Here is a 16637-nt window from a genome sequence, read left to right as displayed (position 1 = left end):
GCCATCGCACGCTATGCTTTCTTGAGGCTGTGGTTCTTCAGCGGCAGGTCGCGGATCCGCTTGCCGGTGGCGGCGAAGATCGCGTTCAGCACGGCCGGTGCCGCCACGGCGATCGTCGGTTCGCCCACGCCGCCCCAGAAACCGCCGGAAGGCAGGATGATGGTCTCCACCGCCGGCATCTCGTCCATCTTCATCACCTGGTAGGTGTCGAAGTTGGCCTGTTCCATCTGCCCATCCTTCACCGTGCACTCGCCGTACAGCGCGGCCGACAGGCCGTACACGAACGAGCCTTCCACCTGCGCTTCGATCTGCTGCGGGTTCACGGCGTGGCCCGGGTCCGTGGCCGCCACGATGCGGTGGATCTTCAGCTTGCCGTCCTTGTCCACCGAGACTTCGGCGCAGGCGGCCACGTAGCTGCCGAAGCCATGGGTTTGCGCCAGCCCGCGGTAGACGCCTTTCTTCGGTTTCTTTTGCCAGCCGATCCGCTCGGCCACCGCGTTCAGCACGGCCAGGTGCTTCGGGCTGTCCTTCATCAGCTTCCGGCGCAATGCCAGCGGGTCCTGCTTCGTGGCGTGCGCGATCTCGTCGATGAAGCATTCCAGGTAGATGGCGTTCTGGTTCAGGTTGACGCCGCGCCAGAAGCCCGGCGGCACCGGCGGGTTGCGCATCGCATGGTCGACCAGCAGGTTCGGCACCGTGTAGCCGATCGACGCGTCCGTGCCCGGCGCATTCAGCCCCTGGAACACGGCGCCATCCTTGCCGTTCTTCACATTGCCGGGGAACAGGGCCGCCACGATCGACTGGCCCGAGATGCGCATGTGCAGCGCCGTGAGGTTGCCCTGCTTGTCCAGCCCGGCCGTCAGCTTGCACTGCGTGACCGGGTGGTAGCGGCCGTGCAGCATGTCTTCCTCGCGGGTCCAGATCAGCTTGACCGGCGTACCGGGCATCTCCCTGGCGATCTGCACCGTCTGGCGCACCCAGTCATGCACCGCGCCGCGCCGGCCGAAGCCGCCGCCCAGGTGGATCTTGTAAACGTCGCACTTGTCCTGCGGCAGGCCGGCCGCTTCGGATGCGGCAGCCAGCGCCGCTTCGCCGTTCTGCGTGGGCGTCCACACCTCGCAGCGCTCCGGCGTCCAGCGCGCGGTGGCATTCATGGTCTCCATCGTTGCGTGGTTCTGGTGCGGATACGAATACACGGCCTCGATGCGCCGCGCCGCGCCGGCCAGCGCCGCCTTCGCATCGCCGTTCGCATTGCCCACCGCCGCTTCCGGCGCATCCAGCCCGGCCTTCAGCGTGGCCGCCACGTCCTTGCTGGACAGGCTGGCGTTGGGGCCCTTGTCCCACTCGATCGGCAGCGCGTCGAGCGCGGTCTTGGCACGCCACCAGGTATCGGCCACCACGGCCACGGCGGAGTCGCCCACCTGCAGCACCTTCTTCACGCCCGGCTTGTCCTTGATCGCATCGGCATTGAAGCTTTTCACCTTGCCGCCGAATACCGGGCAATCCTTGATCGCCGCGTTCAGCATGCCGGGCATCGTCAAATCCATGCCGTAGACCTGCTTGCCGGTGGTCTTGTCGACCGTGTCCAGGCGCGCGAGGCGCTTGCCGGCGATCTTCCAGTCTTTCGGGTCCTTGACCGCGATGTCCTTGGGCGCTTCCAGCTTGCCGGCCGCCTCGGCCACCTTGCCGTACGTGACGGTGCGGCCGCTCGGTGCATGCGTGATCACGCTGCTTGCGGCGCTGCACTCGCTGGCCGGCACGCCCCACTGCGCGGCCGCCGCCTGCACCAGCATCATGCGCGCGGCGGCGCCGCCCTTGCGCACGTACTCATGCGAGCCGCGCACGCCATTGCTGCCCCCGGTCGAGAAGCTGCCCCATACGCGCTGGCGGGCCAGGTTCGCTCCCGGTGTCGGGTATTCCGTGGTGACCTTGCTCCAGTCGGCGTCCAGCTCTTCGGCCACCAGTTGCGCCAGGCCGGTCAGGGTGCCCTGCCCCATCTCGGAGCGGGCGATGCGGATGATGATCGTGTCGTCCGGTTTCACGACCACCCAGGCGTTGACTTCCGGCGACTGCGCGGCCCGTGCCTGCGCGGCGAACGGGATGTGGAAGGCGACGACGAGGCCGGCGGACTGGCCCAGGAAGCGGCGGCGCGCCGGGCTGGCAGGGCTGGCGAGGCGGGTGTCGATGGCGCTCATGCCTTGCTCCCTTCGCGGTGTTCGATGGCCAGGCCGGCGCTCTTCGGATCGCCGCCGCGCGCCACCACGTGGATCGCCTTGCGCACCCGGTTATAGGTGCCGCAGCGGCAGATGTTGGTCATCGCCATGTCGATGTCGGCATCGGTGGGCCTGGGTTTTTCCTTCAGCAGCGCGGTGGCGGCCATGATCATGCCGCTCTGGCAAAAGCCGCATTGCGGCACGTCCAGCGCGGCCCAGGCTTTCTGCACCGGGTGCGAGCCATCCGGCGACAGGCCTTCGATGGTGACGATCTTCATCTGCTCCGTCACGGTGGACACGGGCCGCACGCAGCTGCGCATCGCTTCGCCATCGATGTGCACGGTGCAGGCGCCGCACTGGGCAATGCCGCAGCCGTACTTGGTGCCGGTCAGGCCGAGCTGCTCGCGCAGCACCCACAACAGCGGTGTATCGTCTTCCGCCTGGAATTCGCGGACCTGTCCGTTGACGTTCAGCTTCATGTCTGTTCTCCTGAAGAGGTTGGGTGCGCAGCGGAAATATATTACTTGGTTTTTACCTATCTGTATTCGTTCCGGCAATTTTGACTTGTATCAAAGTTTTTACAGATGAGCTTCCCTACACTGGCGCCGCCATCACAGTGAAAACAAAGAGGAAGCATCATGAAAAAAGCCATTCTCGGCATCATCGCCATCACGGCCGCCATGCTCGCCAGCCCGGCCATCGCCCAATCGCGGGACACGTCGGCAAACTGGCTGGTGCGCGCCCGCGCCGTGCACATCGATCCGTCCGACAAATCCAGCCCGGTTGCCGGCAGCGGCGCGGCCGATCGCATCGGTGTCGAAAGCAGGACAATTCCCGAACTCGACATTGCCTACTTTTTCACGCCGCACTTCGCGGCCGAACTGGTGCTCACCTGGCCGCAGAAGCACGAGGTGTATCTCGACGGGCAGGCCATCGGCACCTTCAGGCACCTGCCGCCCACGCTGCTGGCGCAGTACCACTTCACCCCGGATAGCACCGTGAGCCCCTATGTGGGCCTGGGCCTCAACTGGACCACCTTCTCGAAGAACAGGCTGCTGGACGGCCAGGGCAGCCTGGAGCACGACAGCATCGGCCTGGCGGCGCAGGCCGGCATCGACTTCAAGCTCGACCGGAACTGGTCGCTGAACGTGGATGTGAAGAAGGTGCGGCTGCGCAGCGATGTGCTGATCGGCGGCGTGAAAGCCAGCAAGGTCAAGGTCGACCCGGTGCTGTTCGGCGCCGGCATCGGCTACCGCTTCTGAGAAGGCGCTGAGGAGGCGAATACAGCGTTTCAACCTGGCGTATCTCCAAGCCTTTGCCTGCCCCCGGTTCGCCAGCGGCAGGTTTTTTTACAGATATCTGGGACGAAAATCGAGTTTCCTCAAACCGGGGTCAGACCCCGGTTTTTGGCAATAATTTCCTGAAAACGGGGTCTGACCCCGGTTGTGGGAAATACGGGGTCAGGGATGCTTATTGCGCGAGCTGTTCGCGCAATTCCCGCGCCAGCGCGCGCCGCGCTTCCTCGGGCAGCCAGGTGCCGACGTCGACGGTAACGCCGCGCGCGACGAGCCGGATCGGGTCGCGCCGCCGTTGCGGCGCTTCGATGCGCACCCAGCAGGGGTCGAGCTGGATGGTGGAGGCGCGGCCGCCGCGCACCTTTTCCACGAACAGCATGTCATGCTCGTGGACGATGCGGTCGCAATCGGTGGCATGCCGGCTGTAGACGATAAAGGCGGCGGTGACGGCGATCATTTCCAGCACGGAAAATACCAGCACGTACCAGGCGCCCTGCAGCGTGAAGAACAGGCCCACGCCCAGCGACAGCCCGAGCAGCGCGGCCCACACGGCCACGGTCTGGCGCGGCGTCAGCGAACAGTTGCGCCGTACCAGCCATTCCCGCCTGTCGCCATCGATGGGCCAATCGCGTTTCACCGTGCGCCCTCCTTCGCCATGCATTGTACGAAAGGCGGTAAAAGGCGTCAGCACGAAAGAACCGGCGGCGCGGTCGCCTCGGGAAATCGTTCAGGCCGGCCGTTCCTCGCGCGGCAGCACCAGCGTGAACACGGAGCCCTCGCCCGGCCGGCTGGCCACCGTCAGCGTGCCGTGGTGCGCCTCGGCGAGTTGCCGCGAGATGTACAGCCCCAGGCCCAGGCCGGACGGCACGCCATTGCCGGCGCCCCGCTCGTAGGGCAGGAAGATACGGGCCTGCATCGCCTCGTCGATGCCGGCACCCTGGTCGATCACGTCGATGCGGGCCTCGGTTTCGGTGGCCGAGAGGCGGATGCGCACCGGCTTGCCACCGCCGTAGCGCAGCCCGTTGGTCAGCAGGTTGACGATCACCTGCTCGATGCGGAACTCGTCCCACCAGCCGCTCACGGTGTCGGGCGCGTCCAGCTCGAACGTGGTGCCGGCGTCCTGCGCCTGGCGCGCCAGGTCGCCCGTGAGCCGGCGCAGCATGGCCTGCAGCTCGGTCCAGGCGGGGCGGATCGACAGCACGCCGCTGCGGATGCGCGATACGTCCAGCATGTCGTCGATCAGGCGGATCATCGCCTGGATCTGGCGGCCGTCGCCCTCCACCATCTTTTCCAGCGCTTCCTTGCCGAACGCTTCGAGGTTGCCCCGTTCGAGCTGCATCTTGCGCATCTGCGTACCCAGGAACAGCGTGTTCAGCGGCGTCCTCAGTTCGTGCGCCACCATCGACATGAATTCGTCGCGCATGCGCAGCGCGTAGCGCAGTTCTTCCTGGGCGGCGCGCAGTTCGTTCATCGTGGCATGCTGTTCCTCGACGCGGCGGCGGATCTCCATCCGCTGGCAATGCAGGTCGACGAACACGTTGACCTTGCTGCGCACGGCGTCCGGATCGAGCGGCTTGTAGAGGAAATCGACGGCGCCCGTTTCATAGCCCTTGAACGCGTAATTGAGTTCCTTGCCGGCCGCGCTGACGAACACGATCGGGATATGGCGGGTCTTGTCCGTGCCGCGCATCAGTTCGGCCAGCTCGAAGCCATCCATGCCCGGCATCTGCACGTCCAGGATGGCCAGCGCGAAGTCGTGTTCGAGCAGCAGCGCCAGCGCCTCTTCGCCGGACATGGCCTGGTACACGGCGCGGTTGTCGGCCCGGATGATGGCGTTCAGGGCCCGCAGGTTCTCCGGCAAGTCGTCGACGATCAGGAGCTTCGTCACGCTACCGGTGCCCCTCTCCGCGGGGATTCCAACCGAGCTGCTCATCAATCCCATGCTGCACTCCTTGTTGGGCACACTATTCATTGCTCTTTCTCCATCGACAGTTGCAGCAGCCTGCGGATATCGCGTAGCGGCAGCACCAGGTCCGGCGTGCGCAGCCGGATCGCTTCGTTCGGCATCACGCTCACTTGCGCTTCCGCCGGGTCCTGCACCACCGTCAGCCCGCCCGCCGCGCCGATCGCGGCCAGGCCCGCGGCGCCATCCTGGTTGGCGCCGGTGAGCAGGATGCCCATCAACCGCGGGCCGTACACGTCGGCCGCCGTTTCCATCGTGATGTCGATCGCTGGCCGGGCAAAATGCACCGGCGGTTCGAGGCTCAGCGAGAACACCCGGTCGGCCTCGATCGACAGGTGGTAATCGGCCGGCGCGAAATACAGCGTACCGGCCTTCGGTTCCCCCTTGTCCGCCGCTTCTTCCACCCGCATGGCCAGGCGCTGGCTGAACACTTCCACCAGCTGGTTCGGGCGCGCCCGCATCACGTGCAGCACCGTCAGCACCGGGTAGGGAAACTCGCGTGGCAGCCCGGGCAGGATCTCGATCAGCGCATTGACGCCGCCGGCGGAAGCGCCGATGACGATCGCTTCGAAGCGGCGTCCCGCCAGTGCCAGCGCGAGGACATCATCAGCCATTGCTGCCGTCATCCATTGGTTCCGTCAACCATTCGTGCCGTCATCCATTCTGGGCGCCGTCCATTACAGTTTCCTGAACAGCCGCTCGCGCTTGACGACCGGTTCGAACAGCGGACCATAGGCGGAAAAGTCGATGCTTTCCTTGCTGCCCAGGCCCAGGAAGCCGCGCCGGCACAGCGACTCGTGGAACAGGCCCAGCGCGCGCTCCTGCAGCTTCTTCTTAAAGTAGATCATCACGTTGCGGCAACTGATGAACTGCGTTTCCGCGAACACCGCGTCGGTGGCCAGGCTATGGTCCGCGAACGTCACGTTCTCCGCCAGCGAACGGTCGAACAAGGCGGCATTGTACGCCGCCGTGTAGTAATCCGAAAAGGCGCGCCGCCCGCCGGCGGCCTGGTAGTTTTCCGTGTAGGCGCGCATGTTCTCCAGCGGGAAAACCCCTTTCTTGGCCTTTTCCAGCGACTGCGGATTGATGTCGGTGGCGTAGATGATACTGCGTTCCAGCAGGCCTTCTTCCTTCAGCAGGATCGCCAGCGAAAACACTTCCTCGCCGGTGCTGCAGCCGGCCACCCAGATCTTCAGCGACGGATAGGTGGACAGCACCGGCATCACGTGCTCGCGCAGCGCGGCGAAGTAGGTGGGGTCGCGGAACATCTCCGTGACCGGGATCGTGAGGTACTGCAGCAGCTCGGAAAACGCGGCCGGCTCATGCAGCACGCGCGATTGCAGCTGCGAGATCGTGGCGCAGTTCATCTCGCGCATCGCATGGAGCACGCGCCGCTTCTGCGATGCCCCGGTGTAGTCGCGGAAGTCGTAGCTGTACTTCAGGTAGATCGTCTCCATCAGCATTTTCAGCTCGATGTCGGTATCGCTCTGAGGTGGGCGGACTGGCTGCATCGGCGTCATCCTCAGATGCGGTCCAGCGCAGGCATCCACACCCGCAGCAGCGAGTACAGGCGCGACAGGTCGATCGGCTTGGCCAGGTAATCGTTGGCGCCGGCGGCCAGGCACTGCTCCTGGTCATCCTTCATCGCCTTGGCCGTGATGGCGATGATCGGCAGGCGGTTCCAGCGGCCATCGGCGCGGATGCGGCGGGTGGCTTCCAGCCCGTCCATGCCCGGCATCATCACGTCCATCAGCACCAGGTCGATGTCCTGCACCTGGTCGAGTTTTTCCAGCGCCTCGAAGCCGTTGCGGCCGATCTCCACGATCGCGCCCTTGTGCTCCAGCGCCGAGGTGAGCGCGAAGATGTTGCGCACGTCGTCATCCACCAGCAGGATGCGGCGGCCTTCGAACACCCGGTCGCGCGAGCGCACCGTCTTCAGCATGGTCTGGCGCTCGGACGACAGCTCGGACTCCACCTTGTGCAGGAACAGCGTCACCTCGTCCAGCAGGCGCTCCGGCGAGCGGGCGCCCTTGATGATGATCGAGCGCGAATACTTGTGCAGGTCCGCTTCCTCGGCGCGCGTGAGGTTGCGGCCGGTGTACACGATCACCGGCGGGAACGAGGCGATCTCCTCGCGCGACATGCGCTGCAGCAGTTCGTTGCCCTGCATGTCCGGCAGCTTCAGGTCGATGATCATGCAGTCGAACACCGTCTTCTCCAGCAGCGCGAGCGCTTCCTCGCCGGAGGCCACCGCTTCGATCTCGATATCCTCGTCGGAAATCAGCTGCACCACGCTGTCGCGCTGGCGCGCGTCGTCCTCGACGAGCAGGATGCGCTTGATCTTCTGGGTGAATTTCTGCTCCAGGCGTGCAAACACTTCGCGCAATTCCTCGCGCGTGGTGGGTTTCAGCGCGAAGCCCACCGCGCCCATGTGCAGCGCCGCCTCGCCGGCATCGGAGGCCGATACCACGTGCACCGGGATATGGCGGGTGCGCGGGTTATCCTTCAGCAGCTGCAGCACGGAGAGGCCGGAACGGTCCGGCAGGCGGATATCGAGCAGGATCGCGGTCGGCTGGTATTGCTCGGCCATCTGCAAGCCTTCGTCCGCCGCGAATGCCACCAGGCAGCGGTAATCCATTTCGTGGGCCAGGTCGTACAGGATGCGCGCGAACGCCGGCTCGTCCTCGATCACCAGCAGCCTGCGCTCCGGCGGCGCTTCCCGGTCGCGGTCGTCCTCGAACGCCCGCTGCACCGGTGCCGGCGCCGGGGACGGCACGCCGGCGGGCGGGGAAGCCAGGGGCATGGCCGGCGGCGCCACCGGCAGCGTGGCCGGCGCCGCGGCCGGCGACAGCGACGACGATACCCGGTGCGGCGGTGCCGACCACTGCATCGGCAGCGTCAGCGTGAAGGTACTGCCCTGGCCCACCGTGCTGTCCAGCGTGATCGTGCCGCCCAGCAGCGTGGCCAGGTCGCGCGAGATCGACAGGCCCAGGCCCGTGCCGCCGTACTTGCGGCTGGTGGTGCCATCGGCCTGCTGGAAGGCGCCGAAGATCGTTTCGTGCTGGTCTTCGCGGATGCCGATACCGGTATCCGTGACCGCGAAGCGCACCTGGCCATTCGGCCCCGGTTCCACGCGCAGCGTGACGGCGCCCTGGTCGGTGAATTTCAGCGCGTTGGACAGCAGGTTCTTCAAGATCTGTTCGAGGCGCTGGCAATCGGTGTACACGGTGTCCGGCAGGCCAGGCTGCAGCTCCAGCGCAAAGCCGAGACCCTTTTGCCGGGCCAGCGGTTCGAAGGTGCGGCGCAAGCCTTCCATCACCTGCTGCAGGCGCAGCTCTTCCGGATTGAGCTCCAGCTTGCCCGCCTCGACCTTGGAAATGTCGAGGATGTCGTTGATCAGGTTCAGCAGGTCGTTGCCGGCCGAGTAGATGGTTTGCGCGAAACGCACCTGTTCCTCGTCCAGGTTGCCCTGGGAATTGTCGGCCAGCAGCTTGGCCAGGATCAGCGAGCTGTTCAGCGGTGTGCGCAGCTCGTGCGACATATTGGCCAGGAACTGCGACTTGTACTGGCTGGCGCGCTCCAGGTCGCGCGCCCGTTCTTCCAGCTGGGTCTGGGCATCGTTCAGCGCGGTGTTCTTCTGGTCCAGCGCCACGGCCTGCTCGGCCAGCTGCTCGTTGGTCTGCTCCAGTTCCGCCTTCTGGTTTTCCAGGCTGGCCTGCGATTCTTCCAGCACGCGCGACTGCTCTTCCAGCTCTTCGTTGGCGGTGCGCAATTCTTCCTGCTGCACCTGCAGTTCCTCGTTCAGCTGCTGGGTTTCCACCAGCAATTCCTGCATCCGCTGGCGTGCCAGCGTGGCTTCGATGGCGGTGCCGATATTGTCCGCCACCAGGTTGAGGAATTCGGTTTCCTTTTCGCCCACGGGGTGCAGGAAGCCCAGCTCGATCACGCCGTTGACGCGGCCATCGCTGGTCACCGGCAGCACCAGCACCTGGGTGGGCGTGGCGCTGCCCAGTGCGGAGGACAGCTTCAGGTAATCGGGCGGCAGGTTTTCCAGGTGAATCAGGCGGCGCATCTGCGCGGCCTGGCCGACCACGCCTTCGTCCGGCGCCAGAAGGCGGCCGCGTTCCTCGTCCTCGGCCGAGAAACCGAACGCGGCGGTGCGGCGCAGCAAGCCATCCGGCTCGCGCACGTACATCGCGCCTACCACCACGTCCAGGTAGCGCGCCAGGAAATGCAGCATCGCCGTCGACAATGCCGGCGTCGACATCTGGCCGATGCCCTGCTCCGCCATCTGGCTCTGGCCCGAGCGCATCCACGACTGCCGCTGCACGCGTTCGGCATGCTTGCCCTGCTCCTTCAGCGCCTCGTTATACGCATCGGACAGGCGCATCAGCTCCTTGCGGCCGAACCAGGCCAGGAAGCCGCTGAGCACCAGGCTGATGGTGAGAAAGCCCACCACCGTGATGTAGGTGACGCTCTTGGCATCGCGGTTGCGCTCGGACCGCAGCCGGTCTTCGTCGGCAATGAAGGCGATGAACAGCGAGCGCAATTCATCGAATTCGATCTTGCCCCGCTGCGCCCGCACCGTCGACAGGTAGTCGCCGCCATTCTTTCGCAGGTCGATCATTTCCTGCGCCGCGCGTTCCCATTGGGCCTGCTGGGCGCGGATATTGCGCAGCCGGTCGACCTGGGCGGGATTGTCGGCCACCAGCTCCATCAGCGTTTTCAATGACGTGTCGAACTTCGGCCGGGCCAGTTTATAGGGCGCCAGGAACGATTCCTCGCCGGTCAGCAGGTAGCCGCGCATGCCGGTTTCCATGTCGACAGCCAGCTTGCGCATTTCCTGGGCATTGCCGACCACCCGTTCGGAATGCTCGACCAGGGTCAGCGCATTCAGCAGATAGGCGAAGACGGCGATGAAAACGGCGGCGCTGACGATGCCGGCACCCAGCGGCAGCGTGATGTTGCGGAACAGGATACGGCGAAAACTCTGGTCGTCGATGCGGGTGTGGGGCATATGCGCGAACTGGACGGGAAAAGGGCAAGTTTATCCTAAGTGCAACGAATGCTGCCCGGTTGGGCAATTGTGCGCGCATGGCTATAATCGGCCGGACAACCACCCCGCCAGGACTACTCCGATGCGCAAGCTGATTCTGCTGACCCCGCTGCTGCTGGCCGGCTGCTACAACGATTCCGCCACCTATTACGCGGACAGCACCCAGGAACACACATTGACGGTGCGCCGCCAGCAAGACCATTTCTGGAGCGAGGAAGGCCGCTTCGTGCTGATGGCCACGCGGCTGCCCGAGTGCCAGCGGCGCATCGACCTGGCCGAACTGCCGCTGGAAGACACGACCGTGGAACTGTTCAGCGAGGGCGACAACCAGTGGGCGCTACGCGCCGGCAGCCAGGTATGGCACGTGGAAACGCAAACGTGTTCGCTGGTCTCCACGGAAGGGCCGGCAACGGGCACGAAAGTGGGAGATTTCCGGGCGGAAATCGACGAGATCACTTTCAACGAAGCGGGCGAGAAATAGTTGGCAAGAAAATGCGTTGCCGAGAAAATGGGGACGTACCCGAATGCCGCCCACCCCAAGTGCAAGTTCCGGGGTCAGGGAGGAGTACTCGCTCGCAGGCCAGTACCGCTACGTCGGCAAGGAGCGATGCTCCTTGAAACCCCGACTACGCCCCGCCGGGGTGAAGCAGGGGTTTCGCGAAGCATGCTTCGCGCCTGCGGAACGGTGCTGGCATGCAGGCCAGCACTCCCTCCTGACCCCAGCCCTTCGCTGTTGGGGGTGAATGTATGCGCCTCCAAGGCGCCGGGTAACGCTTAACTAAGCGCATCAGACAGACCTGCTTTTACGAAAATTCCCTAAGAAACAAGGTCCGTCCCGGTCTTCAGTCCCGCGCCAGCGCCAGGAACTCGGTGCGCAAGGCCAGGTTCGGCTGCAGTTCACCCAGCATGGCCGACGTGATGGTTTCCTCGCCGGGGGTGCGGATGCCGCGGCTTTCCATGCACATGTGGCGGCATTTCACCACCACGCCCACGGCCTTCGGTTCCAGCACTTCCATCAGCGTATTGGCGATCTGCACCGTCATGCGCTCCTGCACCTGCAACCGCTTGGCGAAGCAGTCGACCAGGCGGGTCAGTTTCGACAGGCCGACGATCTTGCCGTTCGGCAGATAGCCGACGGTGGCCTTGCCGAAGAATGGCGCCAGGTGGTGTTCGCAATGGCTGTACACGGGAATGTTGCGCACGACGATCAGCTCGTTGTATTCCTCCGCGCCATCTTCGAACGCCTTCAGCAGTTCGACCGGATCCTGGTCGTAGCCGGAGGTCCAGTGCTTCCAGGCCTTGGCCACGCGGTGCGGGGTTTCCGCCAGGCCCGGACGGTCCGGATTCTCGCCCAGCGAGGTCAGGAATCGGCGCCAGTCATGGTCGGAAAAAGAGTCTTTGGACATGATGAATGCTGCTCAAATGAAAGGGTATCCGCCAGTATACATAAAATAGCCGCTCTTCACCGGCCATCCTTGCCGGGGCGGTGGGCCGCCAGCAGCGCGCTGGCGATCGAGACACCGGGCGGCGTGTCGGGCCATGCGTCGTCCGGCCCGAACCAGCGCGCATCCTCGATCTCGGCCGGGTCGACGCGGATGTCGCCGTCGAGGTAATCCGCGGTAAACGCGATCATCAGCGAGTTCGGGAACGGCCACGACTGGCTGTCGAAGTACCGCAGGTTGTGCACGCGGAGTCCCACTTCCTCGTACACCTCGCGGTGCACCGCCTCCTCGATCGATTCGCCGGCCTCGAGGAAACCAGCGAGCGCCGTGTAGCGGCGCACCGGCGAGTTCGTATGCAGCGCCAGCAGCACCTGCTCGCCCTTGCGGATCAGCACCATCATGGCGGGACAGATCTGCGGATAGGCGGTGTATCCGCAGGCGCCACACTTGTACGCGCGCTCGCCCGTGGCACGCGCCATCGGCGTCGCGCACACGCCGCAGTAACGGTGCGTGCGCGCCCACTCGGCGATCTGGCTGGCCCGCCCCGCCAGGCCGATGAAGCCGTCGTCGGCGATGCCGAACAGCGTGCGCAGGCCATGCCAGGCGTAGCCGTCGCCGGGCAGCGCATCGTCGTCCACCCAGGCGGCCTGGCAATAGCGCCCGCGCCACAGGCCGACGGCGTGCAGCCGGTCGGGCGGAAGGTCCAGCAGCCTGGCCGGATCGGCAGGCAGCGCCAGCTCGGGGGTAGCGCCGGGTTCCGTGCCGCGCAACAGCAGCTTGCCGCGATGGTAAATGAACGTCAGCGGTGCGTCGGCGTGCCGCGATGTGCTGGCTGGCGGATCGATCAGGGGCGTGAAATCGGGTGGGGTGTGGAGCATGGCGATATCGGTATGCGTCGGGGTACCTCATCTTACCGAGTTCGGCGGAGCCGCGCCGCAGGACGGCGAAGTTGCCAAAACACCACGAAATCCACGCTGGCGCCACCGTCTCCCGAGTACGATTACGCTTCACTTACCGCCGACTCGAGAGACACCACCACAGATGAGCGTAGCCGCGACTCCCGAAGCATTGTTCCGCCAGGCCGAACGGGGCGTGCTGCCGCTCGGGGAACTGTTCCAGGGGGCGCAAACGCTGATCGATGAAGGGGCGCCGCACGCGGCGATCCGGCTGTACGAGGCATGGCTGGAGCATACCCGTTCGCCGCTGGCCTATGCCGTGTGGTTCAACCTGGCGATCGCCTACAGCGGCGTGGGCAACGACACCAGCGCCGAGCGCGCCTATATCAAGGCGATCTCCGCGAATCCCCGCTTCATCGAGGCGCGCCTGAACCTGGGCACGCTGTACGAACGCCTCGGCCGGCCGGACGACGCGCTGGCCGCCTGGCAGGCCATCCTGGCCGATGGGCCGAACCTGGCTGCCCAGCCGAAGCTGCACCTGCAGGCACTGAACAACCTGGGCCGCCTGCTGGAAATCCTCAGGCGCCTGCCCGAGGCCGAGGACATCCTCACGCGCAGCCTGGAACTGGACCCGGACCAGCCGAACGTCATCACGCACTGGGTGCACCTGCGCCAGAAGCTGTGCCGCTGGCCCGTGTACCAGCCGTTCGGCGGCGTCTCGCTGGACATGATGCGGCGCCACACCTCCGCGCTGGCCATGCTGGGCGCGTCGGGCGATCCGGCCGGTCAGCTGGCGGCGTCGCGCCACTTCATCGCCGAGAAAGTGGCCGAAGCCGGCGCCGCGCTGGCACCGCCGGAAGGCTATCCGCACAAGCGCGTCCGCATCGGCTACCTGTCGTCCGACCTGTGCTCGCACGCGGTGTCGATCCTCACCGCCGAACTGTACGAACTGCACGACCGCTCGCGCGTCGAGGTCTACGCCTTTTCCTGGAGCCGCGAGGACAATTCGCCGCTGCGTGCCCGCGTGGTGGGGGCGATGGACCATTACATCCGCATCGACCGCATGAGCGACGAGGAAGCCGCGCGCTGCATCCGCTCGCACGAGATCGACGTGCTGGTCGACCTGCATGGCCTGACCCTGGGCGCGCGGCCGGAAATCCTCGGCTGGCGTCCGGCGCCGGTGCAGCTGACCTGGCTGGGGTTTCCCGGCCCGACGGCGATTCCCGGCGTCGACCACGTGGTGGCCGATGCCTTCGTGCTGCCGCCCGAACTCGAGCCGCACTTCACCGAACAGCCGCTGCGCATGCCGCACACGTTCCAGGTCAACGACCGCCAGCGCGCCATCGGCGCCACGGTCGACCGCGCGGCCAGCGGCCTGCCGCCGGACCGCTTCGTGTTCTGTTCGTTCAACAGCAACTTCAAGATCACCCCCGAGGTGTTCGGCGCCTGGATGCGCATCCTGCAGCGGGTGCCGGACAGCGTGCTGTGGATCGTGGCCGACTCCGACGCCACGCGCGCCAACCTGCTGCGCGAGGCACAGACACGCGGTGTCGACAGCGACCGGCTGCTGTTCGCCAGCCGCGTGGCGCCGGCCGACTACCTGGCGCGCTTCCGGCTGGCCGACCTGTTCCTCGACACGCATCCCTTCAACGGCGGCACCACGGCCAGCGACGCGCTGTGGGCGGGCCTGCCCGTGCTGACCTGGGCCGGCCAGACCTTCTGTTCGCGCATGGCGGGCAGCCTGCTGCATGCGGTGGGCCTGCCGGAACTGGTCACGCATGCGCTGGCGGACTACGAGGAAACCGCCGTGGCACTGGCTACCGACCCGGCGCGCATGGCCGGCCTGCGTGCCCGCCTGGCCGCCAACCGCGATGCCAGCCCGCTGTTCGACACGCCCCGCTTCGTGCGCGACTACGAAGACCTGCTGGCCACGGTGGTGAAGCGCCCGGCCGGCGTGCCGCTGTCGGACGAACCGGATCCGATCCGCGCGCACGCGGTGCCGGAACCGTCGCCGGGCCAGCTCAGCGTGCAGCAGAACAGCATGCTGGCGCTGATGCGGCCGGGCATGCACAGCGTCGTCGAGGTCGGCGGTGCCACGCTGGCCCAGGCATGGCGCGCGCGCGAACCGCACTCGCATTTCACCGCGATCGCCGGCGATGCCGCGGCAGATGGCTGGGAGACGGCGCGCATCGTTGCCGACCCCGAAGCGATGGCCGACGAGCACTGGCGGCAGGCCGCGCCCGCCCAGTGCTGGCTGTTCCCGGAAACGCTGGAACGGCTGCGCGATCCCTGGGCTTTCCTGCACCAGCTGCGCCGCCAGGCGCTGGGCCGGGTCGAAGTGATCGCCTGCGTGAACAATGCGCAGAACTGGCTGTTGCAGTCGCTGCTCGCTTCCGGCAATTTCCACTACCAGGCCGGCGGCGTGCCGGAGCGCCGCAGCCTGCACCTGTTCACGCGCGCCTCGGTGGCCGCGCTGCTGCGCGAATGCGGCTTTGCCGTGGTGGAGATGACGGCGGTGCACGCGCACCAGCCCACGCCGGCCGTGCTTGCCGCGATCGGCCAACTGGCCGCCGTGGCCGGCACCGATCCGGCACTGGCCCAGCAGGATGCGCTGCCCTACCAGTACATGGTGCGGGCGGTAGCGGCCTGAAAGGAAGTTCGCACCGGTGCGACTAGCGTGCTCGGCAGGCGGTATGAGGGGTGAATCCCCTTTTGTGCGCTGTTTTGTGCGGTATCAAAGCGGCGTATAGTGGAATGACCGTACAGGCAGGGCCGGCCGAGCCGCCAGGTGACTGTTTGCCAGGTGACTGTTTATTCGCCTGGTGATGTTGCCAGTGCCATCGCCCGGCGTTTTGTAGCCCAATGCAATCGCCAGTGTATTGCCCAGTGTATTGCCCAGTGTTATCGCTTAGAATACTTGCCACAAGAAAACTAATCAGCGGTACCGGCCGTGTGCCCTACTCCGCGTCGAAAGAGCCCCATGATCCTGCCGCCATTCACGCCCATCGAACATCCCGAACGCGTCCTCAACTTCATGGTCCGCACGGTATGGGGCCTCACCGATCCCCAGCGCTTCTATGCCCTGATGCAGGAAGCGCAGGCACTGTGCGTGCCCGGCACCTACCTGGGCGATAACCTGTTCACCTGGGGCAAGAGCAATTCGCCGTTCGAGGACAAGCGCTTCGTCGCCGCCTGGGAAAACAACTGCCAGAACGATGCCGACCGCGCGATCGCCTGGCGCCGCTACATCCTTGCCTGCGCAGCCTTCCATTGCGCCCAGATCGACGGCGATTTCGTCGAGTGCGGGGTGTACCGCGGCACCAGCATCAAGACCATCGTCGACTACTTCGGCAAGGAAAACTTCGACAAGACCTTCTGGGGCTACGACACGTTCGACTACAACCCCGTCGAGCACCATGCCTTCGAAGGGCAGACTACCGGCCTGTACCAGGAGATCCAGCAGCGCTTCGCCGGCTACGACAATGTGCGCCTGGTGCAGGGCCTGCTGCCGCAATCGCTGGAAGGCAATTCGCCGGAACGCATCGCCCTGCTGCATATCGACCTGAACAGCGCCGAATTCGAGATCGCCGTGCTCGATGCCCTGTTCGACCGGGTGGTTCCGGGCGGCATGATCATTCTCGACGACTATGAATGGAGTGGCCAGTATCGCCTGCAGAAGATTGCCGAGGATGCCTGGTTCGCCGAGCGCAACTACCGCACCTTCCCACTGCCGACCGGCCAGGGAATCGTCCTCAAGCGCTGACCAGGCAGG

The 16637-nt window shown here is 65.8% G+C and carries 13 protein-coding genes; 4 read left to right on the top strand and 9 right to left on the bottom strand.

From position 1 onward, the window contains the following. Positions 1-11: 11 nt before the first annotated feature. Both EYF70_RS30425 and EYF70_RS30420 read right to left on the bottom strand, forming a co-directional pair. Positions 12-2195, bottom strand: a complete 2184-nt coding sequence (locus EYF70_RS30425; protein ID WP_131148724.1) for a xanthine dehydrogenase family protein molybdopterin-binding subunit — start codon at positions 2193-2195, stop codon at positions 12-14. Next, complete coding sequence (locus EYF70_RS30420; protein ID WP_131148723.1) at positions 2192-2692, bottom strand: (2Fe-2S)-binding protein; 501 nt, start codon at positions 2690-2692, stop codon at positions 2192-2194. The genes EYF70_RS30425 and EYF70_RS30420 overlap by 4 nt, the downstream gene beginning before the upstream one ends. Positions 2693-2851: 159 nt before the next feature. Between EYF70_RS30420 and EYF70_RS30415 the strand changes: the two genes are divergently transcribed. After that, positions 2852-3475, top strand: a complete 624-nt coding sequence (locus EYF70_RS30415) for an OmpW/AlkL family protein (RefSeq protein WP_131148722.1) — start codon at positions 2852-2854, stop codon at positions 3473-3475. A 208-nt stretch (positions 3476-3683) separates the two neighbouring features. Here the strand turns inward: EYF70_RS30415 and EYF70_RS30410 are convergent, their stop codons facing one another. The 5 genes from EYF70_RS30410 to EYF70_RS30390 all read right to left on the bottom strand — a co-directional run bounded on the left by EYF70_RS30410 (position 3684) and on the right by EYF70_RS30390 (position 10488). Beyond that, a complete protein-coding gene (locus tag EYF70_RS30410) occupies positions 3684-4145 on the bottom strand; it encodes a DUF2244 domain-containing protein (protein ID WP_165497826.1) in 462 nt (153 codons plus the stop codon). Positions 4146-4235: 90 nt separating this feature from the next. Further along, entirely contained in the window at positions 4236-5441 is a 1206-nt protein-coding gene (locus tag EYF70_RS30405) for a hybrid sensor histidine kinase/response regulator (RefSeq protein WP_131149434.1), read from the bottom strand. 35 nt (positions 5442-5476) lie between these two features. Next, positions 5477-6085: a chemotaxis protein CheB gene (locus tag EYF70_RS30400; protein WP_229420629.1), complete on the bottom strand. Its 609-nt coding sequence runs from the start codon at positions 6083-6085 to the stop codon at positions 5477-5479. A 63-nt stretch (positions 6086-6148) separates the two neighbouring features. Then, positions 6149-6982, bottom strand: a complete 834-nt coding sequence (locus EYF70_RS30395) for a CheR family methyltransferase (RefSeq protein ID WP_131148719.1) — start codon at positions 6980-6982, stop codon at positions 6149-6151. 11 nt (positions 6983-6993) lie between these two features. Continuing rightward, complete coding sequence (locus EYF70_RS30390; RefSeq protein ID WP_131148718.1) at positions 6994-10488, bottom strand: response regulator; 3495 nt, start codon at positions 10486-10488, stop codon at positions 6994-6996. A 121-nt stretch (positions 10489-10609) separates the two neighbouring features. Between EYF70_RS30390 and EYF70_RS30385 the strand changes: the two genes are divergently transcribed. Continuing rightward, positions 10610-11008 (top strand): hypothetical protein, encoded by a 399-nt coding sequence (locus EYF70_RS30385; protein ID WP_131148717.1) that lies wholly within the window; start codon positions 10610-10612, stop codon positions 11006-11008. A gap of 361 nt (positions 11009-11369) precedes the next feature. Here EYF70_RS30385 and folE read toward each other — a convergent pair whose 3' ends face one another. Together folE and nudC are read right to left on the bottom strand one after the other, a co-directional pair. Further along, complete coding sequence (folE, locus tag EYF70_RS30380) at positions 11370-11933, bottom strand: GTP cyclohydrolase I FolE (protein WP_131148716.1); 564 nt, start codon at positions 11931-11933, stop codon at positions 11370-11372. A 56-nt stretch (positions 11934-11989) separates the two neighbouring features. Then, positions 11990-12847 (bottom strand): NAD(+) diphosphatase, encoded by an 858-nt coding sequence (nudC, locus tag EYF70_RS30375; protein WP_131148715.1) that lies wholly within the window; start codon positions 12845-12847, stop codon positions 11990-11992. Between the two features lie 163 nt (positions 12848-13010). Between nudC and EYF70_RS30370 the strand changes: the two genes are divergently transcribed. Together EYF70_RS30370 and EYF70_RS30365 are read left to right on the top strand one after the other, a co-directional pair. Next, positions 13011-15515, top strand: a complete 2505-nt coding sequence (locus tag EYF70_RS30370; protein ID WP_131148714.1) for an O-linked N-acetylglucosamine transferase, SPINDLY family protein — start codon at positions 13011-13013, stop codon at positions 15513-15515. A 330-nt stretch (positions 15516-15845) separates the two neighbouring features. Continuing rightward, a complete protein-coding gene (locus tag EYF70_RS30365; protein ID WP_131148713.1) occupies positions 15846-16628 on the top strand; it encodes a TylF/MycF/NovP-related O-methyltransferase in 783 nt (260 codons plus the stop codon). Positions 16629-16637: the final 9 nt, after the last annotated feature.

This window comes from Pseudoduganella albidiflava, from assembly GCF_004322755.1.
Classification (GTDB): domain Bacteria; phylum Pseudomonadota; class Gammaproteobacteria; order Burkholderiales; family Burkholderiaceae_D; genus Rugamonas; species Rugamonas albidiflava.
This window is presented reverse-complemented; position numbering and strand designations above follow the sequence as displayed.